Genomic DNA, 24892 nt, shown 5'->3' with positions numbered 1-24892 from the left:
ACGCATAATCCGAGATGAGGAGGGGCTGTTGGACACAGCTATTGCCTCCTCATTCCTCTCGAAAAGAAGACTCGATAGGCTACTGCTGCACTGCGGCTCTTCTCTTAACTAAAGACGGATGCCACGTATCATTTGGCTCGCCGAAAATGAAGCACCGGGACCTCTCCCGGGGAAATAACTAGAATATTACATAAACTTCTTGTTCGTCTATTCTGAATTGATACTAATGGCAAATGAGATAGCCGTTACTGACCACAATTTCCCGGACCTTTCGATAGAGCGTAATACACTGGAAGATGCAGGATATAGTGTCAGAGACATACAGGCAGAGACCGAAGAAGAAATCATTCGACATTGTAAGAACTCGGTCGCTCTTCTTAATCAGTACCAAACAATATCGGAGAGAGTATTTACTGAACTAGAGCAATTGGAAGTTATCGGGCGCTACGGGATTGGGGTCGATACTATAGATCTTTCTACAGCAACCGAGTATGGAGTCGCAGTGGTCAATGTCCCAGAGTACTGTATCAACGAAGTAGCTGAACATACAATTGCATTGCTACTGAGCATTTATCGACAGATTCCCAATTATGACCGGCAGTTTCGTGATGGAGAATGGGATTGGAAGGCTGGACAACCACTGCACCGATTTTCTGAGTCAACAATTGGGTTAGTTGGCTTTGGCCAAATCCCTCGAAAGGTAGCAGAAAGCCTCGATGGGTTTAATCTGCGTATCGTCGCCTCTGACCCAAATGTTGATAAAGATACAATGGCAGACTACGGAGTCAAAAAAGTCAATTTCGAAAGTCTAGTCGATACTGCAGAGGTTATCTCAATCCACACACCACTGATTGAGAGTACGCAAAATCTATTTGACGAGGAAGTGTTCAAGCAGATGCGTAATGATGCAATCCTCATCAACACTTCCCGAGGAGGTGTTGTAAACACTGATGATTTGATCGGGGCACTCCAAGACGATCATATTCGTGGCGCTGCAATAGATGTTCTCGCTGATGAGCCGCCCAAGAAAGACAACGTACTCAGGTCTATCGATGATGTTATTGTAACCCCTCACACGGCATGGTACTCCGAGGAGTCCATCCAAGAGTTACGACGCACAGTTGCTGAGAACGTTCTCCAAGTTCTGCGTGGAGAAGAAATCACGGATATCATAAATGAGGTCGCTCTTCCGTAGGAGATTGTTGATACTCCATTCGTTTTTAGCTAAGACTCACACCTTGGTTGTGTAGCAGTAGCGAGCCTCTCTTGTAACACTGGCCGTTGCTGGTGGATCTTCTGTGCGTCTTCGATCAGTCGTTCGAGCAGCGGTGGCGGCGAGTAACCGAGATACCCTCCGAGTTCGTGGAGAATGAGCTGGGCGTGCGACCGAAAGGTCGCCGCCCAGCGTTCTGGAGGAAACGGTTCTATTGAATCCATCGAAAGCGTCGGGGTAAGTCGCCAGAATGATTGAATTGAAGCAGAAGAGGTATTTTGTGCAGAAGACCCTCTTCCGCTTCGTTACTTGAGTTCGCATGCTCCGTTGAACGGCCCTTCCTTCTGCGGGTTTTATCGTTGGATTTCAGGGGATTTGGACGCCGTCTGGCGATATGGGACGTCTCAGAAACCTCGCTCGGACGTTTCAGGAGTTCGCCACGACCCACGTAGAGGAGCCAGACGTACCCGCCGTCGCCGACGGCGACGACGGGTACGACAAGTCAACGAAGATCGCGCTTCTCTTGCTCAAAGAGGAGATCGACAAACCGCCCGGAAACTCGAAGACTATCTCAACGAGATGCCTAGTATCCTTGACGTACTAGGTATCGAGAAATCACCGGACTACACGTCGTTTAGCAAATGGGACGGTGAATTTCCGATGCATGAGTTGCGCCGCCTGCTCCGCGCTTCGGCGGAGCAGGCGGGGCTATCGGGAACGGCGTCGATTGACGCAAGTGGCTTCCAGCGTGATCAGGCCAGCCACACTACCGGAATCGTGTGGGCTACTCGTTCAACGCTCTGAAGACGACGCTGTTAGTTGATACAGAGTCGCTTGCAATTATGGACGCTCATTTCACGACGAAGAAAGCCTATGACGGGCGTATTGGGTTGCAGGTCTTCCGGCGGAACGCCGGAGACCTGCAAACGCTTATGGCTGACAAGATGTACTCGTGGGCAGACCTCCGAGAAGCCTGTCGTGCAGCGTTGATGCGACCGGTGATCAAACACTGTGAGAAAAATGTACTCAAGAAGGCCCACAACGCCCGAATTAACGACAATGTCTACAACCAGCGGTCGATGAGTGAGACGGTGTTTGGGATGTTAAAGGACGACGGCGACGAGCTCCGCTCCCGGAGCTGGCACGGCCAGTTCCGGGAGCTCACACGGAAGTGTATCGTACATAATCTCTCGCAGGCGGCGAGTTAGAGGCTCGCCGCCTGCTCCCCTTCTCCGAACGTATCTGGGAGAGGCATCGCCGTCGTCCACATACAACTTCACGCAGTATCCCATGAAGTTGATGCTTTGAGCAACCAGAACGTCGGTTGCTACTGAATCGTCCGATCTGAGAATATGCCGAGAGAGTGTAGCTACCGCTGGAAAATTGAATGTCACTATTCCAATATTGTCGCCCTCTGCCGTTCAACACGGCAAGTTCGCACGTTTATCTACGTCCGACGCCCAACTCTCGTAGATGACCGGATGCTCCCGATTATGTCGTTTCTCTCCTGCACAGACCCGACCGACGAATTAGACGCGTTCTCGTATCATCAGAAACATCATGCGAAAACGTACGTCACCGGTCTTATTGCGGCCAGCAACAAGACCGAAGACGTCATCCTACGCACGTCTTACCGGCAAAAAGCGAACGAGCCCTCAACAAGTTCCTTACCGAGTACGACTGGGATGAAGACCGCCTCAACAAAGAACGCCTGGAACTGCTCCAGACCGACAACGAAACGCGGTGGAGTCGTGATGGTGTCGTCGTCGAGTGGTCTGCGAAAGCGTTGACCCCTTTGGAAGCGTCTAGGTCTTGATGAAGAACACTCAACGTGGTTTGTTGATGCGGCATTTGTTGGAGTCGGAGGTTGATCAAGCGATTGTGGACGCTCAGACTGACGGTGAGAGTGTTCTCGTCCGACGGCTGTGTTTCATCAAGAACCTTTACTACGGTGATACGCGCGAGCAAGCGGGCCGACGCGTCGGGATCTCCCGATCCACGACGCTTCGCTGGGCCAACGCGTGGAATGACGGTGGAGTTGAGGGGCTGCGTCCACGCTTCGGCGGCGGTCGGCCGCCGAAGCTCACTCCCGAACAATGGGATGAACTCTGCACCATTCTCGAAGAGGATCAGCCATGGACTCCTAAACAGATTCACGCGCTTATCGAAGACCGCTACAACGTCACGTATCATCCCGCCCATTTGAGCCGAAAACTTCGAGAAGCAGGGATGAACTACGCCAAGCCGCGACCGATGGACCCACGACGACTCGACGATGCTGAAGAGATTCTCGCCGAGCGCCTGGATCAGGCGCTCGGCGAGGACGACCCCGAGGAGCCAGACGACGAAAAAGAGCCGGTCGTGTTCGGATTCTTTCGATGAAGCGTGGCCACAACCGTTCGACAACTCTCAGCGAATGTGGTCGTTTGATCGGACGGTGACGATCGAGAAACCGATGGTAACGTTTCCCAGGCGGTCGATTGGGTTCTACGCGTTGACTGGCTAGAGCGTGATTACGTTCAAAGAGCGGTTGGTCAAAGAGACGATCGTTGAAGCACTCGATGAGATTCGCGATCAGAATCCGACCGGCCGGATTCTGCTCGTGGCCGACAATTACGGCTCTTATCACGCGGTACTCACCCAACAACGGGCCGACGAACTCGGCATCGAGTTCGTCTTCATCCCACCGTATTCACCGACGCTGAACGCCATCGAACCGCTGTGGAAAGACCTGAAACGCGAGATTTCGCCAGAGATCTTCGCGGACCAAGCCACTTCAGAGCGTTCCTCACGGATATATTTCTCCGCCTGAGCCATCGGCTGAGTTTCGCTAGTGATTGGATCGAGGCGTTCTTTCCAGATGTTCAGAGATTGAACTAATCACTCCCGCCGTCCGAGCGCGTGCTTGGTACCGACAGTTCCGTGAAATCACTCTCGCAGCCGCAGTCTACAATGGCGAATAAGCCGTCAAACAATGAACCACGTCGCCCTCTGTGGATTCAATAGAACCGACTGCTCTCAAAGAGCGAGGAAATCGAGGTCCCGTCGGCGGTAGCGCCGACGAGGACCTCGAAGATCTCTTCAGGATTGATCTCGGCGTTTTCACCGATCTCAAGCCAGAATGCGCCGGTAAGAACGTTGACGAGAAAGTTAACAAGCTGGTCCTTGTGAATTTCATCGTCCGCTTGGTCTGGTTGTTTGGACACAACTCGCCAAGCGGACTCCTTCAACTAACGAGCTTTGTAGGTCCTGATACTGTACCAACCGATCTGCCGGGCCAAAGTTATAAATAGAGTCAAGTGTGTTGGCAATTACTAGGGGAACGGAATACTAACAACATGCATAGAATCCACATCCACTCATGGTTATAGAGCACATTATGGCACGAGTAAAGGACAAAAGTCAACATCTCCGGCCTTCGTTTCTAAAAGCGGCGTACAACGACCTGACGCGGTATCAACGACGGTCACTGTACGCGTGGCTGTTGATCGCCCCAGTGATCATCTGGATTGGGGTCTACATTTACGGCGCGGTCTTGTACAACGCATTGATGTCCTTCGGGGAAGTCACGACCCTCGACGGACTAGTGGTAACGGGAACCCTTGATAACTATCAGCGCTTGTTTGAGGACGATGTCTTCGAAACCGCGCTGGAGAATACGCTATTGTTGTTCCTGACAATTCCGGTTTCTATCGGGCTCGGACTTGTGATCGCCCTCCTGTTGGATCACGAATTCCCAGGTAACCACCTCTTCAGGACGATATTCTTCCTCCCGTACGTAGTCATGATGGTCGCGGTTGCGGTCATCTGGCAGTTCATGTTCAACACCAACGCGGGCGTCGTCAACTACTTCCTCCTTCAACTGGGTCTCATCAGCGATCCAATCTCGTGGCTGTCAGATCGGTGGTGGGCGCTCTTAGCGATCTCCATCGTGATGGTCTGGAAAACCACGGGGTTCTTCGTGGTGATCATTCTGGCCGGACTACAAACCATTCCACAGCAGATCTACGAGGTTGCAAAGATCGATTCTGCAGGACCGGTCGATCGGTTCCGGTACCTCACCCTCCCGCTCCTGAAACCGACGCTTGGGATCTGTTTCCTTGTGGGAATCCCGCTGACCTTCTCGCTGTTTGCCCTCATCATGGTACTGACTGGGGGAGGGCCCGGCAACCGTACACATCACTTGTTGACGTGGATCTACGTACAATCGTTCCGGTTCAGTGAGTTTGGATACGGTGCGGTGTTGAGCAATGTGATGATCGTACTAACGATTGGGCTGACGATTATCGGCCGAAAGATCCAGACTAGCCAATACACATGAACGGAAGCAACCTTTCGAACAAACTCAAGGCAGCGAACTGGGACAAGAAGAACGTGTTGAAGAAAACAGGCTTGTTTTTCGTCACGGGGTTCTTAGCGCTTATTTACCTGTTCCCGTTCTATTGGCTGCTGATGGTCGCGGTTCGATGGCCAACAAAGGCCTTGTACACGGATACGCCGGATCTAATCGTGACGGACGTCTCCCTCGCGAACTTTGTTCGGGTTATCGAGTCGGTTCCCATCCAAACTTATCTAGAAGTAAGCATCATCTTGTCCGTCTCCGTGGTGGTTCTCCAACTTGTGATTTGCTCAATAACAGCCTACACGATGACGTATGACTTTTACGGGAAGAAGTTCGCATGGCTGTTCATCATCCTCGCCATGCTGATCCCGTTCCAGACCATCTTTATGCCTCAAGCACTAATCACGGGCAATCTTGGGTTGATCAATACGTACCCGGGATTGGCGATCGCGTTTGTTGTAAGCATTTTAAACACTCTAATTCTCTATAACGCCTTCTCGTCGATCCCGGAATCGATACGAGAGTCAGCCAAGATGGATGGTGCGTCGGACCTCTATATCCTCTTCGGGCTCTACTGGCCCCTCTCGAAGCCAGCGTTGGCCACAGTGTCCATCTTGGCGTTTGTCTGGACCTGGAATAACTACCTCTGGCCGCTCGTGGTCGTTCGGGACGCCAGTCGGACGCCACTCCCGCTGGGTCTTGCCGAGTTTCAGTCCGACCTCGCGGGGGACTTCGCTCTCCAATACGCGTTCGCGATAATCGTGCTGATTCCGATAATCGTGGTATTCGTACTGCTACAGAACCAATTCATCAAGAGCGTTGTTACCTCGAGCCTAAAACAATGATAAAAAAAGAAGAGTTCCGTCAACTCATCAGACAGTCAGAGCCCCACAAGAAACTGCTGTTCAATAAGCTCACCTATACTATCGTCATTGTTCTGGTGTTGTCCGCAGGCGCTCAGGCATACGTCGCCCAGAACAACGACGGCCAGATTTCAGGAACCGTTGTCGATCAGAACGGGGACCCTATTGAGGACGCTACCATCCAAATGGACGTGATTCCGCTATCTGGAGTAACAGACTCCGAGTCGACCACGACCAATGCTCAAGGCGAGTTCGAGTTTACTAGAGAGGACATCCTCGAATTCAGAATAACGGTATTAATCAACGCCGAAGAGAAGCATACCAAGGAACATCACCTCCTGTTCCGTGGTCAGAACACCGAACTTCAAATCGAACTCGACACGACAATCGACTAGGTCGAAGTTCCTTTCCAGGTCAATTATCGATCGTACATTTGAATGTCACGGCGATAGACTCACACCAAGACCCTATTCGGTAATTACCACGGCATTCGTCTTTAGCTAAGACTCACACCTCGGTTGTGTAGCGGTAGCAAGCGTCTCTTGTAAGATCAGTTGTCGGTACTTCCCAACCGGTGTGAGAGCCGGAGCTAAAGCATCGGGTTGATGAGGAAGATGTTTGGTTGAGGTGATGTGATCAAACTCTCCCAACCAGACGATGTTCTTTCGGCGTCGGATGTCACAGGTGTAGCGGAGGACGTGTTCGGCCAGTTCTCGCTGGCAGGGATCGAGGGCTGAGTGATCAGCGCAACAGGTGACCCCCTCGAACGACAGCAAATCGATGCTCAAGCGAAATTGCGGCTGAACGGGTATTTGGACGGGGTCAGAACATATGCAGACCACTCCGCCCCTCGATCCCGGCGAGATCTGGGCTGTCGTCATCCTTGCAGCAGTCAACCAGACCTCCATCTGGGAAACTTGCAACGAGCACGACGCTGCCCCTGTGACGATACCGTGATGTCGTGGCTGAATACCCTCAACCGTGGCTGGTTGGAGTTCGCTGCCAACCTCCTGTTTATGCGCCTGGCGATGACGATTCTCGACCCCGACCGGTCGAGGATCGTCTCCATCGATTTCGTCGATAACCCCTACCACGGCACCCACGAAACTGACGAAGGCGAACTTTGTCGCATGGGTGCTAAAGACGGTACGACCACCTGCCACCGCTACTGTACTGCATACGTCGTTTCCAACGGCAAGCCGGGCACCTTGGCGATTACATATGTCCGCAGCGACGAAGCGGAAGCCGACGCGGTCGAGCGTGTCCTCGACCGCGTCGCGGCCTATCCCTTCGAGATCGAACTCCTGCTGGCGAATCGGGGTTTTTTACAACGAGCGCATCCTTCGACCGTCGCGGCGATCTCCCGCGACCGTCGTTCCCGTCCAGAAAAAGGACGAGCGCCTCAAGGACAAACTCGACACCCACGAGTCGTACACGACGACCTATCGGCTGTACAAAGACCGCGAGCGGGACTTCCAGTTCCCGCTCGCGGTCTGCGTCTCCTATCACGTCGGTAACCGAGGCAAACACGGTCAGGTCGTCCGGGGGTACGTGGCGTGCGATCTGGCCGATCGCACGCCCAAACGAGTCGATCAGCCCTACCGCATGCGGTCAGCCATTGAAACCAGCTACCGGGTGTTTCGTCAGACACGAGCAACCACGACGACACAGGATCCGATCATCCGTTTTGCGTTCATCCTCGTGAGATTCTTGCTGGAGAACCTGTGATTGGTGTTGCGGTGGGCGGTCGTCGCCGGCCCCGGCGGGGCGGGCGCAACCTTCCCGAAGAGTTCACGTTCAGGGTGTTTTGCAACTGGATCAGGCACATCCTGGAAGAGGAGTTGGAGCGGTGCTGGGAGCATGAGATGAACGGCATGGGCGTGCCCGCGTCGTACGCATCGGCCCAGCCCGCGGCCTCGGATCCGCGGATGGGGAGCTACAGCACCCGTCAGTAGTGGCAGGATCTCCGGTCGTTCTCTGTCTCTTTCTGGTGGGAGTTCTCGTGGCTGGTGGTTTTGTCTTCGTCTCAGCGGTTATTGCGTCAACCGTGGCTCTCAGGACGAATCACCGAGCTGCGGTTGGGAAGTACCGGTTGTTGGTGGATCTTCCGTGCCTCTTCGATCAGTCGCTCTAACAGCGGCGGTGGCGAGTAGCCGAGGTACTCACCGAGTTGGTGGGGATGAGCTTGGCGTGCGACCGGAAGGTCGCCGCCCAGCGTTCCGGCGGAAACACGATCTCACCGTCCGCCTGTTCGGTAACCAGATCAAGCAAATCACGACTTACCAGTAGTGACAGCAACGCCGCGTACAGCAGAATTTCAACGACGTGCTTCTTCGTCGTGTTGAACTCATCCAGTCCGTACTGCGTCTTCAACTCACGGAACGAGGGTGTCATACAATGACTCTATGAAAATCCTGCTTTGAAGCCCCTCTGAGTGCCGCCGGGCGGCGGCGCTCAATGGCCGGGCCGCAGACTGCACAGCTACAGCTACCGCAAAAGAAGTCTTCCGCCTGCCGTTAGCCAAAAATAGGACTGGGTCGCCTCCAGGCAATATGCTCGTTCTCTGGCCTACTCAGCCGATAGCGCGAAAATACTATGTCATCGGTGGCACTGTCTAGATGAGGGTTTGAGGAATGAGCAGGTGGTGGCGAGAAGTGCTCATGAAACTCGCCGACCTGCTCAGAGAAACCTTGGACGTAGATTGTGATGAGGTTTGGGAGAACGAACGTTCCCCGACACCCGTTCGGGTGTTCGGAGTACGGCTCCATTCGATGGGATTGTCGCTTCGAGAAGTCGAAGCCGTTTTGGAGTGTCTCGGCGTCGATCGGTGTCATCAGGCGATTTGAGATTGGACGCATACGCTATCGGAAACCCAAGAAACCCGCCGACGGCGGAGCTGTCGCAGGTCGCCGTAGACGAGAAACAGATCGTGGTTGACGGCGAGAAGAAGTGGTTGTACGCTGCGATCGACACAGAATCGAAACTGCTGCTTGAAATCGACGTTTACAGCCGCCGCGGGACTGACCCCGCGGCGGCATTTCTCCACCGATTACAGGAGAACCACAACCTTGACGAGACAGAGTTTCTCGTCGATGCTGGCGGCTACTTGACTGCCCTCGCTCGTCGAAAATTGAGCGGTCACCTCAACTACAGCGACCGAAACCACGTCGAAAAGTGGTTTCAGACGGTTTCAATGCGGATTGACCGCTTTCACAGCTACTGGCGGGGCAATCCAGCCAGTGCACGCCGCTGGCTCAGACGCTTCAGACACCACTATAACTGCTGTGTTGAATAGCGATCTAATCGGCTGATATCACGGATTAGAAGGGTGAAGTCGAGGAATTCGACTCTGTCCATGGAGATCGATCTCCTCGACTTCGTTGAGCAGTGTCGTGACCTAGCTAAACAAGCGTTGGGGAAGCACGCGGGCGAGCCCGCCAGCGGCGGGTTCGCCCGCTGGAAGCACGTCGTACTGCACTGTCTTCGGCTCGAAGAAGACCACAGCTACCGAGAAACGCCGAATCGGCTGAAGTACATGGCCGAAATTCGTGACGTACTCGGCTTAGATCGAGACGATCTCCCAAACTACAGCACGATCTACAAATCGTTCGATCGGCTGGAGATGTGGGTGTGGCGGGCGTTGCTGCGCGTTTCAGCGCAGCAACACCCGCAGTCTGGCCACGCAGCACTTGACAGCACGTTCGTTGACCGTCGCTCGGCCTCGTCGTACTACCGCCAGCGGTCAGGCAGTAACGTGCAGACGTTGAAAGTGACAACGCTAACCGATAGAGAGTCTCTTGCCGTCCTTGACGTACATATCTCGGCCCGGTGGAAATACGATACAAAGACTGGGCCGCAGGTCGTCCGCCGGAACGCGGACGACCTGCTTTCCGTGGCAGCTGACAAAGCCTTCCACAACTGGATCGCGAAGTACGAGTTCTACGTACTCGGCGTCGAGCCACTCATCTTACAGCGTGGATCGAGACCATTGACGCTAGGGCATAACGCTCTCATCCGGGCAAAAGGCTACTCTCAGCGCTGGATGGCTGAAACTTCGTATTCGACAACGAAGCGCTCGCTCGGCGACGCCGTGCGAGCGCTCGGTTGGTATCGGCAGTTCCGTGAAATTGTCCTGATGTTCGCTATCTCGAACATAGAACCACTCTGTGAACCACTCTAACCGGGACTCAGCATCTATTCAACACGGCAACTATAACCACGATCGACCGAATCAAGCGCTCAATGGCCGAACACCAGCAGAGGAGGTGCTCAACTAGACAGTGGCTCGTCGGTGGTTTGGTCAGACAGCAGAATTTTCATAGGTAAAGACGGGTGGTGTGCGCTCTTTCTCACAAATTTCATCACAAGCGACGTTAAATGGCGTTCTCTGAGCCAATTCCGAATTTGAACTTAAACATGATATTCATGTCTTATTGAAATTCTATTAGAATATTTATTTAATAACTTTATAATTTTGGCTGCTTTCCACTTATCCAATTCTTTAGATGGCATAGCAATACCAATTGCTGCTACCACATTATTGTCACTATCATTAACTGGTACTGCAATACATCGCATTCCTCTTTTTCTTTCTTCATCTTCAATAGCATATCCCTGATTCTGGATCTTTTTAAGATGGGTCATGATTTCCTCTATATTCACCAATGTTTTATTCGTAGCGCGTGGTGTGCCATGTTCATTTAATATCTCTTTCTGTTCAAACTTGTTCATACCTGAAAGTAATACTTTTCCAGTTGCAGTCCAGTGCATGAGTGTGCGACTTCCGACCGGATCTTGTGTATTCAACGCCCCGTCACCCTCTGACCGATAAATAATAATGCGATGGCCAGATTCTTCAACACCTACACCAACTGTATGACCAATGTTCGAGACCAGCTTGTCCGCTTCACTTTTTACTGCATTGTAAATTCCATGCTGTGCTCGAAAATTTCCTCCGATCTCCAAGAACCGATAGGACAAATGATATCTCTTCTTTTTTTTAACTACATAACCACGAGATTCTAGTGTGGATAAATGTTTATGTACTGTACTTTTTGCAATCCCCTGGCATTCTGAGAGCTCGGTAATTCCTAGCCCACCCTGCTCTTCTAAAGTTTCTATAATATCAATCGATGTGTTTGTTGCAGAAACTGGATATTTGGGACCTTTCATTTTGTAGATCTCATTCCCTGCGGACACATATACTTTTCTCTGACCGTGAATGAAGTCATATATTGTTCATGATTGGAGAACGGCTTTCGATTCCGACCAATAGTTTACAAGTATACAAATGTAAATACTGGCCATGGGCGTATGTGACTGGGGTTATATATATATATATATATACACTTAGTTTCGCATGTTAAGAAGTCAACCTTAACATGAAGGAAGCGGCCAAGGTAAGTTGAGTTGGTGCTTCAGCAATGCTCGACCGCATAGTCGAAAAGACACGCCAGCAGGAAGTATTTTCCCGTGAGGACACGCCGACGAGCGGCGTGTCATCGCGACGTTTCTGTACCATCTGCCCTCTCGTACTAAAGATCGAACCATTCATCGATCAGTCGAACGAGGCAATCAGACAGTGGTTAGGCGGTGGGGCAGAACGGTTTCATGGACTCACTCGCCGGAACTCGATTAGCAGAGTCAGTATAATGAGTCCGGATATCCGAGCCTAATTCAACTCTCGGTCGGCTTGGAATCCAGCCACGCAGAAAAAGAAAAATCTGGCAGTACAAGGTGTGAGAGGAATTCTGCACCACTCCTGTCACACTATGAGAACAGTTCTGTACCCTCTCCACGTGTATTCAGCCTTGTTTAAACGCTCCCGGATGAGCGGGTCAGGAGTCATTGCGACTGAACAGAATCCGGTGGTAAGCACCTCACAGTACGATTTCATACTTTGAGAACGAAGCGTTAGCGCCGATCTCGGTCGCGTTTAAATAAGGCCCGTGTATTCTATTCAGGATCTGTACGTGTTTCTTAATCATGAACAATAATTGGGCGAGTCAAATATTCTAATTATCTATAATATTATTCACTGAATAATATATTACTGTTTCTAGAAATGATTACACACCTCAAAACCAACGGCAAGAGTGGGTTTCAACCGACAAAAGTGACACGCGATTCACGTGCGGGGATGAGCGGTCCGTGTTGATGCGGACGGCCTGCACATCGAAACAGTTCCCCGCAGGATCGACGGCAAAACCAATCAAATCTGGACGTAGAAACGCGATTGAAGTTGTCTCGATGGTATGAAACTACTAATCACAAAGAAAAATCCAACAACGAGGACAAAAAGTTAGCGTGAAGTACTTCGTCACGAACAAAATCGATTCGCCAGCGAGCCATCTCATCGCGTCCAACTTAATGAGATGGCGCGTGGAGACGTTTTTCAAGGATACCGAACAGAATCTTGGTTTTGGAGGCTCTGTAGTTTCGCTAGACGCGATGGCTACGACTGCGTTATTGCCGTAGAAAGCGAAGAGACCGATTGGTTTGACATCCGAAATCCGTCTCCTCACCCGTGTTACGGTGGCTAACGCTAAATCAGTTGTCGATAACCCAGATGAACCCGCCGACCCCGAAGGGGGTGGCGGGTTCGCCGAGTGGGCGATGCTCACGCTGCATGCACTCCGCATCGAACTGGACAAATCCTACCGCATCACGGTGGATTTGCTCTCCGATATGCCCGCCGTTCTCGAAGAAATCGGCCTTACCCGACTCCCTCACTACACGGTGCTCCATGCGTGGTTTGAACGGATTCCAACCAAGACATGGCGTGCGTTTCTCGGCGCCTCAGCCGAGAAACGCACCGGCCACGCCGCTATCGATTCGACCGGCTTCGACCGAGATCAGCCTAGCCGCCACTATGCCAACCGGACACACTACCGCGTTCGAGCGCTAAAAGTCACTGCGCTCGTGGATGTCGAAACGCTGTACATCACCGACATCCATTCGACAACCTCGAAGAAACACGATGCGAAGATCGGCCCGCGGGTCGCCCGGCGGAACGCCGGCGACCTGCTCACACTCGCCGCTGACAAAGGCTATGACGGCATGAGCTTCCGCGAAGAACTCCGTGCTGAAGGCGTAAGACCGCTGATCAAGCACCGCGTCTTTGCACCGTACGATCACGCGCACAACGCACGGATCGAGGACAACCTCTACAATCAACGCTCAGTCTGTGAGACCGTGAACTCGGTGACCAAGCGCTCATACGGCTCCGCCGTCCGAGCGCGGGCTTGGTTTCGCCAGTTCCGCGAGATTACGCTCGCCGCCGCAGTCTACAACGTTGAACAAGCCGTCAAACAATGAAATCCGTCGCCCTCTGCGGATTCAATGAAGCCGTCCGACTCCGAAACTTCCTCTTCCCTTTATGCTAGGGGTTCAGGCGCCGGACGCGAAGGCACCCAACTCGAGTTTCGCTTCGTCGACGATGTCGCTGTTTTTTAGTGCCTCTCCGGTCGTTCTATCGAAGAGGTGGATTCGTTCTTCCGGGAGTGCTAGCTGGATGGTTTCTCCGGACTGGACTGTCTTCAGTCCGTCAACGGTGGCTGTCAGTTCTTCGTTCCCTAGTTCGAGGTACAAATGAGTTTGGTCCCCCATCGGCTCGGTGACTTCAATGGTAAGTTGGACCGTGTTCCTCTCGCTACCAGACGCGATCTGGACGTCCTCTGGACGGATTCCCATAACTAAGCTGTCCACTTCTGTCAACAGTTCTAGCGAGACATCGTTGCTGAGGTTGTACTCGAACAGATCGTGCTGTAGAACTCCATCCTCGTGTGTTACGGGGATGAAGTTCATGCTCGGGGTCCCGATGAAGCCGGCAACGAACTGGTTGTTGGGTCTGTGGTAACACTCCAGAGGCGTTCCAATTTGCTGGAGGACCCCGTTGTTGAGAATGGCGATCCGGTCGGCCATCGTCATCGCTTCTGTCTGATCGTGGGTGACGTATATCGTAGTGGTCCCGAGTTCCTGCTGGAGGCTCTGGAGTTCTGTACGCATAGTTGTTCGCAACTTTGCGTCGAGGTTCGAGAGCGGTTCGTCCATCAGGAAGACTTCGGGTTCTCTGACGATGGCGCGACCAAGCGCTACTCGTTGTTGCTGACCACCGGAAAGTTCGGCCGGTCTGTCCTCAAGTTGATCCGCTATTCCCATCATCTCAGCCGTTTCTTCGACGATTCGGTCTGTTTTTTCATCAGAAAAGTCAGTCGACATCCGCAAGCCGAAGGCGATGTTTTCGTGAGCAGTCATGTGCGGATAGAGGGCGTAATTCTGAAAGACCATCGCCATGTCTCGATCGCTTGGCTTTTCGTTTGTGATGTCCGTGCCGTTGAGGAGGATGTTCCCGTCTGTCGGGACTTCTAATCCCGAAATACATCGAAGTGTCGTTGATTTCCCGCATCCTGAGGGGCCAACGAGGACTAGAAACTCCCCATCTCTGACCTCAATGTTCAGATCGTCGACAGCGACGACAGCTCCATCTTCTTCAGGGGCATCAAACCGCTTGGCCACGCCGTCCAATGTTAATTCGCCCATACGATGATCATCTACGAGGGAGTAGTATAAAATCATCGGTGGAAATTCTAAACTGGATAGGTGTTTCGGAGCAAATCCCTGTAGGGGATCGACTAAACCCGTTGAGTTCGTGCCGTCCGCATCGGTGGATACCAATCCCCTCATCCGTCTTTAGCTAAGCGGAGAACCACGTGATAGCGGCGACTTATTGAGGCATCTTTTCGAGAGGAATGAGGAGGGGCGAGTGTGCACAACGAAGCCTCCTCATCTCGGATTATGCGTCGGCTCACTACTCTCTTTTCCTCCGAGTTCCTCGAAGAGCACGCCGAGGATAGTCGGTGCTTCCCAATCGAGGATTCCGAAGCCGAGTTGAGTTGTCGTGACCCGTTCAATCTCAGGGCGGTAGCTGAGTGAATTGAGGCGGCGGGCTAAGAGAAGCGGAGACTGCGACGAGAACAGTTCTTTCAACTGTGCATGACGAGTGCTGCTGCTGACGAATCGCTGGCCCGAGGCCGCGGGCTGGCTGGTCAGCCCGCGGCCGAGGCGTATGCGTCGGGCATTCCCACACCGTTCATCTCGATCTCCCACCGCCGGGCTAACTCTGCTTCCAGCTCGTGGCGAATCCAGTCACAGAACGTCTTGAACGTGAACTGTTTGGGCAGGTCGCGCCCGCCCCGCTGCGGGCGGGCGACGGCCGCCCACCGTAGCACGAGCCACAGGTTCTCCAGCAGGAAGCTAACGATTACGAACGCAAACCGGACGATTGGATCCTCAGTACTTCACCTATGGAAACGCTGCTGACGGAACAAACCACCCCTGACGATAAATAGGTGTACCAAAGTCGAGGTCTGCCGCCTTCACAGCCGATACGCGGTCGGAATCTTGTCTTGCGGTGCGATTGCTGTCTGAGTTGAGCAGTCGCTAACGCTGGTCCCGGCCAGCCACTGAGGGCCGCCGAATTAGGCGGCCCTCAGATCAGTCTTTTCCTACGTACTCACGCCTGGCGGATTGTACACTTCTCCCCGATCAAGCATATAGTAGATTGATACCAGCAACTTTCGAGCTGTTGCAACAATCGCTTTCTTCGAATTCTTCCGGCTTGCTATCCGATTGTAGAATCGACTCAGATACTCGTCATTACAGGTGTGTACCGCGACGTATGCAGACTGGACAAGAATCCACCGCATCCGACCTGATCCACGTTTCGAGATGCACCCCTCAATCCGCGAGTCGCCCGACTCGCGGATTACTGGGTTTAATCCGACGTAGCTCACGACTTCCTTGTGTCCGTCAAATCGATCAATCTCGCCTAACTCTGCATAAAACGTCAGTGCCGAATAGTAGCTCACACCAGGAATCGTCATGAGCAGCTGGGTCTCCTTCAGAGACCCAGCGTGTTCTTCAATCGTCGTTTCAACGTGTTCAATCTCATCTGTAAGCGTCTCGATCACGTTAAGATACGACTCCAGCAGTATGTCCCATGGTGCCGGAAGCGAGAGTTCACGCAGGAACTCTCGTCCCTCCACACTCAACGGCTTCACGTCCTCAGTGATTCCGTGGTCGGACAGCAACCCGTGAATCTTGTTGGCGTACTCTGTCCGATTTTCAACCAACTTCTGTCGCCCGCGCACGAGTGCGCGGGCTTCCCTGATCTCATCGGTCGGAACATAGCTTTCCGGCACTGAATTCAACCGAATCATCCGTGCCAACTCTTTGGCATCAACACGATCGGTTTTCTTGTCAGTGTCTGCGATCTGGTTCAGCTCTTTCGGGTGAGCAACAGTCACATCCAAATGCTCTGACAGCGTATCGTGGATGTGGTAGTAATTGCTGGTCGTCTCAATCGCGGCTTCGGCTCCAGCGTATCGCTGAGCGAGGTCGTCGAGGTTCGTGTTCTCGACGCGAACCTCTTCAACGATCTCGCCAGCCTCATCCATTACTGCCACCTGTGCGTACCGCTTGTGAACATCTATTCCGAGGTACATGGTCTGTTCACCCGGGACGCCAGTGCGTGAAGCAGAAATTCACCTATTCGGGCTTTCCCGGATGCCGCGCACCGCGGCATCCGGGCTGTCACGCCCATGACTCGGCTTCCTTCGCACACGGACCAGTCACAAACACGTGCTCTATGGCACGGAGTACTGAGCGGTCTCCTGCGCCCCATACTTGGTTCACGCTCTTATGGAGTAGCAGCGTTTCCATCGAGTCACAAAGCAACTTGACGATGCCGAGCGGTTTGTGAGAGCTCCCGCTAAATAGTAAGAAACTAGGAAGAATGTTTGCTTGCTGAAGGTGTGTCTAATACCCTGCAAGCAGACGGTTCGATCCACGAAGACCTGGTTCTTAACTTCCTCGTTAACACGATTGACGAGGTAGCTGAACTTGACTTCGCACCGAACGCCGAAACGACGTCTGAGGACATTCACGAGATCCTCGTCGGCGCGTGCGCCGACGGAACCTCGGTCTCGACACTCTGCGAGAAGAGTGACGACTCACCGCACCATAACACGGTTCTCTACCATCTCCGAGAGAAGTTCGACCTGGAGTCGGTCGAACGAATCGGCAACACGGTGCTTCAGAAGGACGTTCTCGACGTGCTTCCCGAGCAGGTGGAGGTCTGCGCAGACATCCACCTGCGGCCCTACTACAGTGACGAGGAGGAGACAGACGGCCTCTATCACTCGCAAGCAAAGCGTGGAACCACCGCTTTCCACGCCTATGCCACACTCTACGCGCGTGTCACGAACAAACGCTTCACGCTGGCAGTGCGCCGTCTCGAAGACGGCGACACTGCCAGCAGCGTCCTCGCCGAGTTTCTCGGTCTTCTCGACGGCCTCGACTTCGACGTCAAGGCCGTCTATCTCGACCGGGAGTTCTACGACAGCAAGTGTCTCACGTTGCTTCAGGCACACAATCACGCCTATGTGATGCCGATCGTCCGCTGGGGAAAGACGATCAAGCAGGAGCTCTCCGAAGGCTGGAGTCGAGCGATCCAGCACGACCTGACGGCGACACTCGACGGTCACAGCTGGGCCGTCGAGTTTCCCGTCTACATCGACTGTACCTACCAAAACGGGCGCTACGACGAACATGGCGTGGCGCGTCGCGGCTACGCCGCTGACGCGCCGTTCATCGACACGCCACGTGACGCTCGATACCACTACGCGAAACGCTTCGGTATCGAGGCCAGCTACCGGCTGTCCGAGCAGAGTATTGCGACGACGTCGACGCAATGTCCGGTGATACGGCTGTTGTTCGTCGTGGTGAGTCTCCTGTTGCAGAACGTTTGGCGGTATCTGCACTGGGAATATGTGGCGACGCCCCACCATGGCGGGCGTCGCCTCTGGTCCTGGTCGTTCAAGGAGTTCATCAACATGATCCGACGGGCAGCGTGGACGGCCCTCGCGGTGCGTTGGGCCGTCCCCGCAAATCGGTCCCCTGACGCCGGTTCCACCGATAAGCGCCGACCGAGCACGCCTCTCCGCGAGTGGCAACGCTGTCGCGTCGGCGGCTGAGCGCCGCCGACAGCGACAACTCCTCACCGATCGTCGAGGAAAACCAATCCAATCACTGTGACTGACGACAGAAATCAGGCTTCAGACCGGCTCAGCTGAAGATGCCTTGTGAGGTACTGATCCTGTGTCGTCGTTGTTGTTCGCGCTTGGCGAAACAGCCGGTAACTCGTCTCTATTGCCGAGCATTTCCGATAGCGCCGTTCGACTTGGGTGGGCATGCGATCTCCGAGATCGCACGCCACGTACCCCAGCACGACTTCACCGTGTTTTCCGCGATCACCATTCTGATAAGAGACCGAAACCGTGAGCGGGAAGCGGAATGGTCTACGAAAGCGTTGACCCCTTTGGAAGCGTATCTTTCTCGATGATCAACAATCAGCGTGGTTTGTTGGTGCGGCATCTGTCCGAAAAGGAGCTCAATCAAGCGATTGAAGCGGCACAAGAGGCGGACGAGACCCGTCTCGTCCGGCGGCTGTGTTTCATCAAGAACCTTTACCAACATCTAAGCCGCAAACTCCGAGAAGCTGGGATGAATTACGCCAAACCGCGGCCGATGGATCCGCGCCGTCCCGACGACGCAGAGGAGGCCCTCGCCGAACGCCTCGACCAGGCGCTCGGCGAGAACGACCCTGAAAAGACAGAGGAAACGAAGGATGAACCGGTCATGTTCGGGTTTTTTTCGATGAAGCGTGGCCACAACCGTTCGACAACTCTCAGCGAATGTGGTCGTTTGATCGGACGGTGACGATCGAGAAACCGCTGGTAACGTTTCCCTGGCGGTCGGTTGGCTTCTACGCGCTGACTGGCCAGAGCGTGATCACGTTCAAAGAGAAGTTAGTCAAGGAGACAATCGGTGAAGCATTTGAAGAGATTCGCGAGCAGAATCCGCTCAACCGGATTCTGCTCGCGGCCGACAACTACGGCACCCATCACGCGAAGCTCACCCAACAACGGGCCAGCGAACTCGGCATTGAGTTCGTATTTGTCCCACCGTATTCGCCGACGTTGAACGCCATCGAACCGCTGGGGAAAGACCTGATGCGCGAGATCTCGCCGGAGATCTTCGCGGACCGAGATCATTTCAGAGCGTTCCTCACCGAGACATTTCTCCGCTTGAGCCATCGGCTGAGTTTCGCTAGTGGTTGGATCGAGACGTTCCTTCCAGATGTTCAGAGGTTGCGCTGATCACTCAGCATGAAGGAAATATTTATATATATGGGATCTATGTGTTGATTCATGAGAGGAGGTAACAATTCTCTAAAGATTGGTCAGTCACGGCGCAAAGTACTAGGAACGATGGGCAGCATCGGTGGGGCGAGTTTGGTCGCAGGCTGCCTCGGCGGTAACGGTAACGGTAACGGTGGCGGTGATGGCCTCGACTCTGTCGAGTTGTTCACCGCGAATCTCCCGTTCCTCGACGAGATGTACACAAACATCCTTGAGGATTTCGAGGAAGAGTTCGGAGACCAGTATGATCTGGGGGGGACAGAGTGGAGCGACCGTGGTCCCGAAGCAGAGGAAATTATCAGTTACCTCGAAAGTAAAACCCGTGACGACGACGCACCACATGTAGTCCAATTTTATTCCAGAATTTTCCAGAACTATAACAAAGAAGAAAGGGTTTTCGCCGACCACGAGCAGTTCGATGGCTACGACGAATTAACCGACCGGTTCTTCGACGGTATCATAGAGGACCTGAGAATCGACGGGGAAATCCGCAGTATTCCCTACTACATCACGTTCCCAGTCATTTATTCCAATAACGAACTTTTCGAGGAGGCAGATTTAGAACCGCCGTCCATCGATAATCGCTTTACATTGGATGAGCTTCTCGATACAGCAGTCGAACTCTACGAGAACTCCAGCGCCGAGTTCGGATTTATGTTCCGTCAATCCGGGCAGGAATGGTATAATATGCTCTATAGCGAGGGCGTAGAGTTGCTCAACGACGACCAAACCGAGGCGGCGTTAAATACCGACCGGGCCAGCGAAATCCTCATGCGTCTCCAAGATCTCACCGACGAAGGAATAATCCCGGAAGTCGCCTGGTCCGGGTTCGCCGACGAGCCTGCCCAGCAGTTCGGCGCGGGGACTGTTGGAATGTCCATGCAGAACGTCTCGTCGATCCGGCGGATCGAAAACTTCGGTGAAGACTGGGTGACCGGTGAAACATTAACCGTCGGACCGGTGATGGAAAACGAGAACTACGGCAGCCACCTCGGCCGGAATCCGCTCGGGGTCTGGGACCTTGACAGGCCCCAAGAAGTCCAGCAGGCAGCTTTCGACCTCTGTACTGTGGCGACGAGACAAGAGTACATGGAAGAATTCCTGCGCGAGACCTCCGTTTTGGTCGGTCACGAGGAAGCTGTCGAGGCCGTCCGAACCGACGACGAGTTCCTTGACCAAGCGCCAAACGTCGCGGAAGCCTACGAACTGTTCGATTCGATAACAGGCGATACCCGTCAAGTGATTTACAACGAGAACATCGCGGAAATCTGGGATATCTTGGTGAGCGGTATTGGAGATATCGGACTCGGAAACGTCGACCCCCAAGAGGGATTGGACGATATAGAAGAGAATATCAACCAGATCCTCCAACGGTAGCTGACCGACGAATTCCTCCGCAAGCGGCAGTGTTCGTCAGGTTCCGGTCGTACGAGCGAGTATTCGACGACGATCACAGTGACACTATCCACGGGAATTTAGGGGTACGCTCATGGGTAGGCGATTGTTGGTGACGTCATAGCTATACTCAGTACTTCACAAAGCCGTTAGTTGAGAAGTCCTCTTGCTGGGCACTGTCTAGTTGAGAACCTCCTCGGCTGGCGTTCGGCCATTGAGCGCTTGATTCGGCCGATCGTGGTTGTAGTGGTGTCTGAACCGTCGGAGCCAGCGACGTGCGCTGGCCGGACTGCCCCGCCAGAACGAGTGAAAGCGGTCAATCCGCATTGAGACCGTCTGAAACCATTTTTCGACCTGTCCTATTTCGACTTGATAAGACTACCGAGCGAGAAACCACGAGGAAGACAGCAGCCCCATCAGATCACGAACTGGTCGACGGAGTACGAATCAGACGAAGACGTCCTCGACCAGTTGGGAGAGTCCAGACTCAGGTGTAATGATATTTAGTCCTTTCCTGGGGAGAGTGCCGCCGCTCCTGCGGCGGCGCTCTCACTGTGCCTTCGAGTGGCTCATCCGTAGGCCCGACGCGACTGATTCCACCGAGTTCGGATCAGACGGACCGCTTCCGGCACGCCACCCCGTAGCGGGTGGCAGTGCCGGAACCATTCAACCAGCACGTAGCCAATCAACGTACAGAACAACTCGAATAAGACGCCGTTCACCGATTGTGAGTGAAAGTTCTCGATATTCGTATACTGCTTTAGTTCACGAAACAGAATCTCGATCAGTGTCCGAAGCGTGTAGATGCCCATCACGTCCACAGGATCATACTCCTCCGGAGATAGCGTCGTCAGATCGCTGTTTCCTCTCCATCCACGTCCTCGAACAGGATTTGGCGAAACGTTTCGCCGGTCTCGGCGAGTTTAATCAGGTCGTCGCGGCTCTGGTGAATCGCTGAACAGCGGCGACTTAATCCGTCAGAACTAGGGAGTTAAAGCGGGAAACGGCGGATAGTCTATGTCCAAAATTTCCCGCTTCACTGGACAAGTGGTGACGTTGGCTAAAAGTGCTGTTGGTGGCCGAGGCGAATCCGCCGCCCCACAAGGTGGCGGCGGATTCGCCGGCTACGCGGTTGTTTCGCTGCATTGTCTCCGGATTTATCTGGAGAAACCCTACCGCGAAGCGCTCGATCTCTTGAGCGAGATGCCACAAATACTCGCCAAGATAAGCCTTGACGCGGCTGATCTCCCGGATCACTCGACGCTAGTGAAGGCATTTGATAGGATCAAGATGGCAGTCTGGCGAGTGCTGCTGCGCCTGTCGGCGCAGCTGCACGAGCCATCTGGTCATGCAGCGATGGACGCGACGTTTTTCGATCGTGAAAACGCGAGCAAACACTACTGCCGTCGTACGAATTACCGTGTTCAGACACTCAAAACGACCGCTCTCGTCGACACAGAGTCACAAGCTGTTCTCGACGTTCACTGTACAACCGAGAAACGTCACGATACTCAACTCGGCTGGCAACTCGTCCGCCGCAACGCGGGCGAGTTGCACAGCTTCTCCGCCGACAAAGGTTATGATTGGCAGCAATTACGCGATAAGCTGCGGGAAAATGGCGTGAGACCCCTAATCAAACATCGTGAGTTCCGTCCCATCGATCACGCGCATAACGCGCGGATCGATGGGAGTCTCTACGGCCAGAGAGCGTTATCTGAGACCGTCTTCTCGGTGATCAAGCGTACGCTTGGCCACACCGTGCGTGCGCGACCCTGGTACCGTGAGTTCCGTGAAATTGTGCTGATGTGTACCGTCTACAACATCAAGTATGCTGTGAGCTAGGCAAATCTAACGCCGTATGGCGATTCACCACGGCCCGTTTCTCCAGCAAGACGTCCTCGAAACACTCCCCCAGAAGGTGGAGGTCGTCGCAGACCTCCACCTGCGGCCCCACTACGGTGACGAAGACGAGACAGACGGCCTCTACTACAGCGAGGCCAAAGCAGGAACGATAGCGTTCCACGCCTACGCCACGCTCTACGCACGCGTGAACAACAAGCGATAGCGCTACACCTTGGCGGTGCGCCGTCTCACCGACGGCGACACCGCCAGCGACGTTCTCGCTGAGTTCCTTGGACTCCTCGAAAACTACGAATTCTACGTCAAAGCTACCTATCTCGACAGCGGCTTCTCCGACGACAAATGTCTCACGTTGCTCCAGGCACCATTGGTATTCGGTTAAGGACTGGATCACCTCATGAAGGCTTCAGCCACTCGTTCGCTGAGTAAGAGCCGTGATTTCTCTGGTTGACGGGCGTCACGAAATATCAACTCCGACAGGTTCGGTGGTGGATGCCCGAGCGACTGGGCCAACTCTTCAAGGACCAGCTGGCCGAGTGACCGGAAGGTCCTTGCCCAGCGTTCCCGCGGAAACACCGACTCAATCTCCACGGTTGCGTCGATGATCTCTCGCGTGAGATCGTCCAAACCGTTACGAAGGCGACGCTCCGTCAAGGAAATGGCGCACCCGCGCCATTTCCGCCGCTCCCCGACGATTAGCGGGTTTGCATTCGACTTCAGCCGCGTCACAAAGAAGCCATTGTTCTCGTTGACCAACGCAAACCGGCGGAAGCTGTAAAAGCCGAGATCGAACAGTAACAGCCGGCCTCGCAGCTAGCCCCCGATGCGGAGCTGGCTGCTCTCGTGAGTGCATTCGTCGGTCAGCTTGAACTGTTCGATTGTCTGTATTGTCGCGTTCTGGACCAGATGCAGCTTTGTGCCGGACTGGTCTGAATGAGTCGCCGAAAACTCATCAAGAAGCCGATGCAACCCGAAAATGGTTGCATCGGCCATAAGCACCCCCGGAACAGCTCGAACTGCGGAGCGATTGTGTGAGGAACCGCGACCTCCTCGAGAGCGTGCTCGAGGAGGTCGCTCAGCATGGCAGCAAGTGCTGGTGTGAACCGATCGTAAAAGCTGGAGCGAGCAACAGTCTGGTTCGTCGCTGCGGAGTAAGCTCGCTGAAACCCGGCGATGGTACGGGCTTCGCCGTCGACGGTGAAGCCCATGATCAGCGTCCAGACGAGCATCGTGATGTCGATACTCCGTTCGCGCTGGACGACATCGCGCTCGCGCGCGATATCTTCGATAAATTCTGCTGGAAAATGGAAAGTCAGTCGCCGTCGAATCAGGGTTGGGGAGAGTTCGGGTATCACAACCACTCCCCACGCGGTCTACAACGATAACTTCGTCAACAGAGCATCGTCTCTCGATTTCTCCGCTTAACCGAACACGTATGCTCCAGGCACACAACTTCGCGTACATCGTCCCAGTCATCAAGTGGAGCAGCAAGATCAAGACCTAAATCACCCAGGGCTGGACAGTAGTTGCTGATTCAATCAGGAAAGCCGTGAAGGTTGGAACTTCTACCCTGTTCCGACTCCGTGAAGCCATGCTCAGTACTGTATAGAGAGTACAACAACTGTTGAAGTGTCTATTGGGCCGTTGTTCTTCCAGTCTTGCCAGCACTGAGGAGCGTACTGACTCGGGCTGTGAGTGGTCTGCATATGTTCTGACCCCGTCCAAATACCCGTTCAGCCGCAATTTCGCTTGAGCATCGATTTGTTGTCGTTCGAGGGGGTCACCTGTTGCGCTGATCACTCCCAGCCCGAGTCAGTCACCGAGGCATGTAGACATTCACGATTGTAATCCATTCACAGTTGGTATGAGTTTACCCCGAAGTCTCGACAGCCGGCACAGCGTGAGCCCGTGAGATCATCTCATTGTTGTTGACGACTCGGCGAAGTTCTTCGTAGGG

Annotated in this window: 15 protein-coding genes and 14 pseudogenes; 18 read left to right on the top strand and 11 right to left on the bottom strand. The window is 53.8% G+C overall.

The window, feature by feature from the left end:
* Nucleotides 1-226: 226 nt before the first annotated feature.
* Complete coding sequence (locus tag GRS80_RS03440; protein WP_160046341.1) at nucleotides 227-1195, top strand: C-terminal binding protein; 969 nt, start codon at nucleotides 227-229, stop codon at nucleotides 1193-1195.
* A gap of 29 nt (nucleotides 1196-1224) precedes the next feature.
* On the opposite strand, the pseudogene GRS80_RS03435 reads toward GRS80_RS03440, so the two are convergent.
* Nucleotides 1225-1419: pseudogene (locus GRS80_RS03435) on the bottom strand (IS4 family transposase); the annotation flags it as partial.
* A 188-nt stretch (nucleotides 1420-1607) separates the two neighbouring features.
* Here GRS80_RS03435 and GRS80_RS03430 point away from each other — a divergent pair.
* The 4 genes and pseudogenes from GRS80_RS03430 (at nucleotide 1608) to GRS80_RS03420 (ending at nucleotide 4025) form a co-directional block, all read left to right on the top strand.
* Nucleotides 1608-2421: pseudogene (locus tag GRS80_RS03430) on the top strand (IS5 family transposase).
* A gap of 273 nt (nucleotides 2422-2694) precedes the next feature.
* A pseudogene (locus tag GRS80_RS20565) lies at nucleotides 2695-2981 on the top strand (IS701 family transposase); the annotation flags it as partial.
* A gap of 47 nt (nucleotides 2982-3028) precedes the next feature.
* Complete coding sequence (locus GRS80_RS03425) at nucleotides 3029-3595, top strand: IS630 family transposase (RefSeq protein ID WP_160046340.1); 567 nt, start codon at nucleotides 3029-3031, stop codon at nucleotides 3593-3595.
* A 127-nt stretch (nucleotides 3596-3722) separates the two neighbouring features.
* Entirely contained in the window at nucleotides 3723-4025 is a 303-nt protein-coding gene (locus GRS80_RS03420) for a transposase (RefSeq protein ID WP_160046339.1), read from the top strand.
* 199 nt (nucleotides 4026-4224) lie between these two features.
* On the opposite strand, the pseudogene GRS80_RS03415 reads toward GRS80_RS03420, so the two are convergent.
* Nucleotides 4225-4419: pseudogene (locus tag GRS80_RS03415) on the bottom strand (ISH3 family transposase); the annotation flags it as partial.
* 155 nt (nucleotides 4420-4574) lie between these two features.
* On the opposite strand from GRS80_RS03415, the gene GRS80_RS03410 reads away from it, so the two are divergent.
* The 4 genes and pseudogenes from GRS80_RS03410 to GRS80_RS03395 all read left to right on the top strand — a co-directional run.
* Nucleotides 4575-5534 (top strand): sugar ABC transporter permease, encoded by a 960-nt coding sequence (locus tag GRS80_RS03410; protein WP_160046338.1) that lies wholly within the window; start codon nucleotides 4575-4577, stop codon nucleotides 5532-5534.
* Nucleotides 5531-6400: a carbohydrate ABC transporter permease gene (locus tag GRS80_RS03405; protein WP_160046337.1), complete on the top strand. Its 870-nt coding sequence runs from the start codon at nucleotides 5531-5533 to the stop codon at nucleotides 6398-6400. Before GRS80_RS03410 ends, GRS80_RS03405 begins: the two co-directional genes overlap by 4 nt.
* On the top strand, nucleotides 6397-6813 hold the full coding sequence (locus GRS80_RS03400; protein WP_160046336.1) for a carboxypeptidase-like regulatory domain-containing protein: 417 nt from the start codon (nucleotides 6397-6399) through the stop codon (nucleotides 6811-6813). The genes GRS80_RS03405 and GRS80_RS03400 overlap by 4 nt, the downstream gene beginning before the upstream one ends.
* A 451-nt stretch (nucleotides 6814-7264) precedes the next feature.
* Nucleotides 7265-8373: pseudogene (locus GRS80_RS03395) on the top strand (ISH3 family transposase); the annotation flags it as partial.
* An 86-nt stretch (nucleotides 8374-8459) separates the two neighbouring features.
* On the opposite strand, the pseudogene GRS80_RS03390 reads toward GRS80_RS03395, so the two are convergent.
* Nucleotides 8460-8800: pseudogene (locus GRS80_RS03390) on the bottom strand (IS4 family transposase); the annotation flags it as partial.
* 278 nt (nucleotides 8801-9078) lie between these two features.
* On the opposite strand from GRS80_RS03390, the pseudogene GRS80_RS03385 reads away from it, so the two are divergent.
* Nucleotides 9079-9713: pseudogene (locus GRS80_RS03385) on the top strand (IS6 family transposase).
* A gap of 60 nt (nucleotides 9714-9773) precedes the next feature.
* Nucleotides 9774-10598: an IS5 family transposase gene (locus GRS80_RS03380; RefSeq protein WP_160046335.1), complete on the top strand. Its 825-nt coding sequence runs from the start codon at nucleotides 9774-9776 to the stop codon at nucleotides 10596-10598.
* Between the two features lie 230 nt (nucleotides 10599-10828).
* Here GRS80_RS03380 and GRS80_RS03375 read toward each other — a convergent pair whose 3' ends face one another.
* Complete coding sequence (locus tag GRS80_RS03375; protein WP_160046334.1) at nucleotides 10829-11590, bottom strand: IclR family transcriptional regulator; 762 nt, start codon at nucleotides 11588-11590, stop codon at nucleotides 10829-10831.
* A 1326-nt stretch (nucleotides 11591-12916) separates the two neighbouring features.
* On the opposite strand from GRS80_RS03375, the gene GRS80_RS03370 reads away from it, so the two are divergent.
* A complete protein-coding gene (locus tag GRS80_RS03370; protein WP_160046333.1) occupies nucleotides 12917-13735 on the top strand; it encodes an IS5 family transposase in 819 nt (272 codons plus the stop codon).
* Between the two features lie 72 nt (nucleotides 13736-13807).
* Here the strand turns inward: GRS80_RS03370 and GRS80_RS03365 are convergent, their stop codons facing one another.
* The 3 genes and pseudogenes from GRS80_RS03365 to GRS80_RS03355 form a co-directional block, all read right to left on the bottom strand.
* On the bottom strand, nucleotides 13808-14959 hold the full coding sequence (locus GRS80_RS03365) for an ABC transporter ATP-binding protein (protein WP_160046332.1): 1152 nt from the start codon (nucleotides 14957-14959) through the stop codon (nucleotides 13808-13810).
* Nucleotides 14960-15465: 506 nt separating this feature from the next.
* Nucleotides 15466-15717, bottom strand: a pseudogene (locus tag GRS80_RS03360) (ISH3 family transposase); the annotation flags it as partial.
* A gap of 207 nt (nucleotides 15718-15924) precedes the next feature.
* Nucleotides 15925-16923 (bottom strand): IS110 family transposase, encoded by a 999-nt coding sequence (locus tag GRS80_RS03355; RefSeq protein ID WP_160046331.1) that lies wholly within the window; start codon nucleotides 16921-16923, stop codon nucleotides 15925-15927.
* A 309-nt stretch (nucleotides 16924-17232) separates the two neighbouring features.
* On the opposite strand from GRS80_RS03355, the pseudogene GRS80_RS03350 reads away from it, so the two are divergent.
* Nucleotides 17233-18398, top strand: a pseudogene (locus GRS80_RS03350) (ISH3 family transposase).
* A gap of 174 nt (nucleotides 18399-18572) precedes the next feature.
* Here the strand turns inward: GRS80_RS03350 and GRS80_RS03345 are convergent.
* Nucleotides 18573-18770, bottom strand: a pseudogene (locus GRS80_RS03345) (ISH3 family transposase); the annotation flags it as partial.
* A 47-nt stretch (nucleotides 18771-18817) separates the two neighbouring features.
* Between GRS80_RS03345 and GRS80_RS03340 the strand changes: the two are divergent.
* Genes GRS80_RS03340 through GRS80_RS03330 form a run of 3 tightly spaced genes read left to right on the top strand, consistent with a single transcriptional unit; the run spans nucleotide 18818 to nucleotide 21057 of the window.
* Complete coding sequence (locus GRS80_RS03340; protein ID WP_160046330.1) at nucleotides 18818-19198, top strand: hypothetical protein; 381 nt, start codon at nucleotides 18818-18820, stop codon at nucleotides 19196-19198.
* Nucleotides 19174-19638: a transposase gene (locus tag GRS80_RS03335; RefSeq protein ID WP_235019626.1), complete on the top strand. Its 465-nt coding sequence runs from the start codon at nucleotides 19174-19176 to the stop codon at nucleotides 19636-19638. Before GRS80_RS03340 ends, GRS80_RS03335 begins: the two co-directional genes overlap by 25 nt.
* A 51-nt stretch (nucleotides 19639-19689) precedes the next feature.
* On the top strand, nucleotides 19690-21057 hold the full coding sequence (locus tag GRS80_RS03330; protein WP_160046329.1) for an extracellular solute-binding protein: 1368 nt from the start codon (nucleotides 19690-19692) through the stop codon (nucleotides 21055-21057).
* A gap of 198 nt (nucleotides 21058-21255) precedes the next feature.
* On the opposite strand, the pseudogene GRS80_RS03325 reads toward GRS80_RS03330, so the two are convergent.
* Nucleotides 21256-21429, bottom strand: a pseudogene (locus GRS80_RS03325) (integrase core domain-containing protein); the annotation flags it as partial.
* 215 nt (nucleotides 21430-21644) lie between these two features.
* Nucleotides 21645-22021: pseudogene (locus GRS80_RS03320) on the bottom strand (transposase); the annotation flags it as partial.
* A 71-nt stretch (nucleotides 22022-22092) separates the two neighbouring features.
* Here GRS80_RS03320 and GRS80_RS03315 point away from each other — a divergent pair.
* Entirely contained in the window at nucleotides 22093-22917 is an 825-nt protein-coding gene (locus GRS80_RS03315; RefSeq protein ID WP_160046328.1) for an IS5 family transposase, read from the top strand.
* Between the two features lie 40 nt (nucleotides 22918-22957).
* Nucleotides 22958-23299 (top strand): annotated as a pseudogene (locus GRS80_RS03310) (ISH3 family transposase); the annotation flags it as partial.
* Nucleotides 23300-23325: 26 nt separating this feature from the next.
* Here the strand turns inward: GRS80_RS03310 and GRS80_RS03305 are convergent.
* Nucleotides 23326-24290, bottom strand: a pseudogene (locus GRS80_RS03305) (IS4 family transposase).
* Between the last annotated feature and the right edge of the window lie 602 nt (nucleotides 24291-24892).

This window comes from Natrialba sp. INN-245, assembly GCF_009807105.1.
Lineage (GTDB): Archaea > Halobacteriota > Halobacteria > Halobacteriales > Natrialbaceae > Natrarchaeobius > Natrarchaeobius swarupiae.
The sequence above is the reverse complement of the archived record's forward strand: the minus strand, read 5'-3'. Positions and strand labels throughout refer to the sequence as shown.

Bases quoted from the DNA above. Each gene is read 5' to 3' on its own strand.
- GRS80_RS03425 (WP_160046340.1), top strand. From the start codon at position 3,029: ATGAAGAACACTCAACGTGGTTTGTTGATGCGGCATTTGTTGGAGTCG.
- GRS80_RS03400 (WP_160046336.1), top strand. From the start codon at position 6,397: ATGATAAAAAAAGAAGAGTTCCGTCAACTCATCAGACAGTCAGAGCCC.
- GRS80_RS03340 (WP_160046330.1), top strand. From the start codon at position 18,818: ATGATCAACAATCAGCGTGGTTTGTTGGTGCGGCATCTGTCCGAAAAG.
- GRS80_RS03330 (WP_160046329.1), top strand. From the start codon at position 19,690: ATGAGAGGAGGTAACAATTCTCTAAAGATTGGTCAGTCACGGCGCAAA.
- GRS80_RS03365 (WP_160046332.1), bottom strand. From the start codon at position 14,959: ATGGGCGAATTAACATTGGACGGCGTGGCCAAGCGGTTTGATGCCCCT.
- GRS80_RS03380 (WP_160046335.1), top strand. From the start codon at position 9,774: ATGGAGATCGATCTCCTCGACTTCGTTGAGCAGTGTCGTGACCTAGCT.
- GRS80_RS03335 (WP_235019626.1), top strand. From the start codon at position 19,174: ATGTGGTCGTTTGATCGGACGGTGACGATCGAGAAACCGCTGGTAACG.
- GRS80_RS03405 (WP_160046337.1), top strand. From the start codon at position 5,531: ATGAACGGAAGCAACCTTTCGAACAAACTCAAGGCAGCGAACTGGGAC.
- GRS80_RS03440 (WP_160046341.1), top strand. From the start codon at position 227: ATGGCAAATGAGATAGCCGTTACTGACCACAATTTCCCGGACCTTTCG.
- GRS80_RS03315 (WP_160046328.1), top strand. From the start codon at position 22,093: ATGTCCAAAATTTCCCGCTTCACTGGACAAGTGGTGACGTTGGCTAAA.
- GRS80_RS03410 (WP_160046338.1), top strand. From the start codon at position 4,575: ATGGTTATAGAGCACATTATGGCACGAGTAAAGGACAAAAGTCAACAT.
- GRS80_RS03355 (WP_160046331.1), bottom strand. From the start codon at position 16,923: ATGTACCTCGGAATAGATGTTCACAAGCGGTACGCACAGGTGGCAGTA.
- GRS80_RS03375 (WP_160046334.1), bottom strand. From the start codon at position 11,590: ATGAAAGGTCCCAAATATCCAGTTTCTGCAACAAACACATCGATTGAT.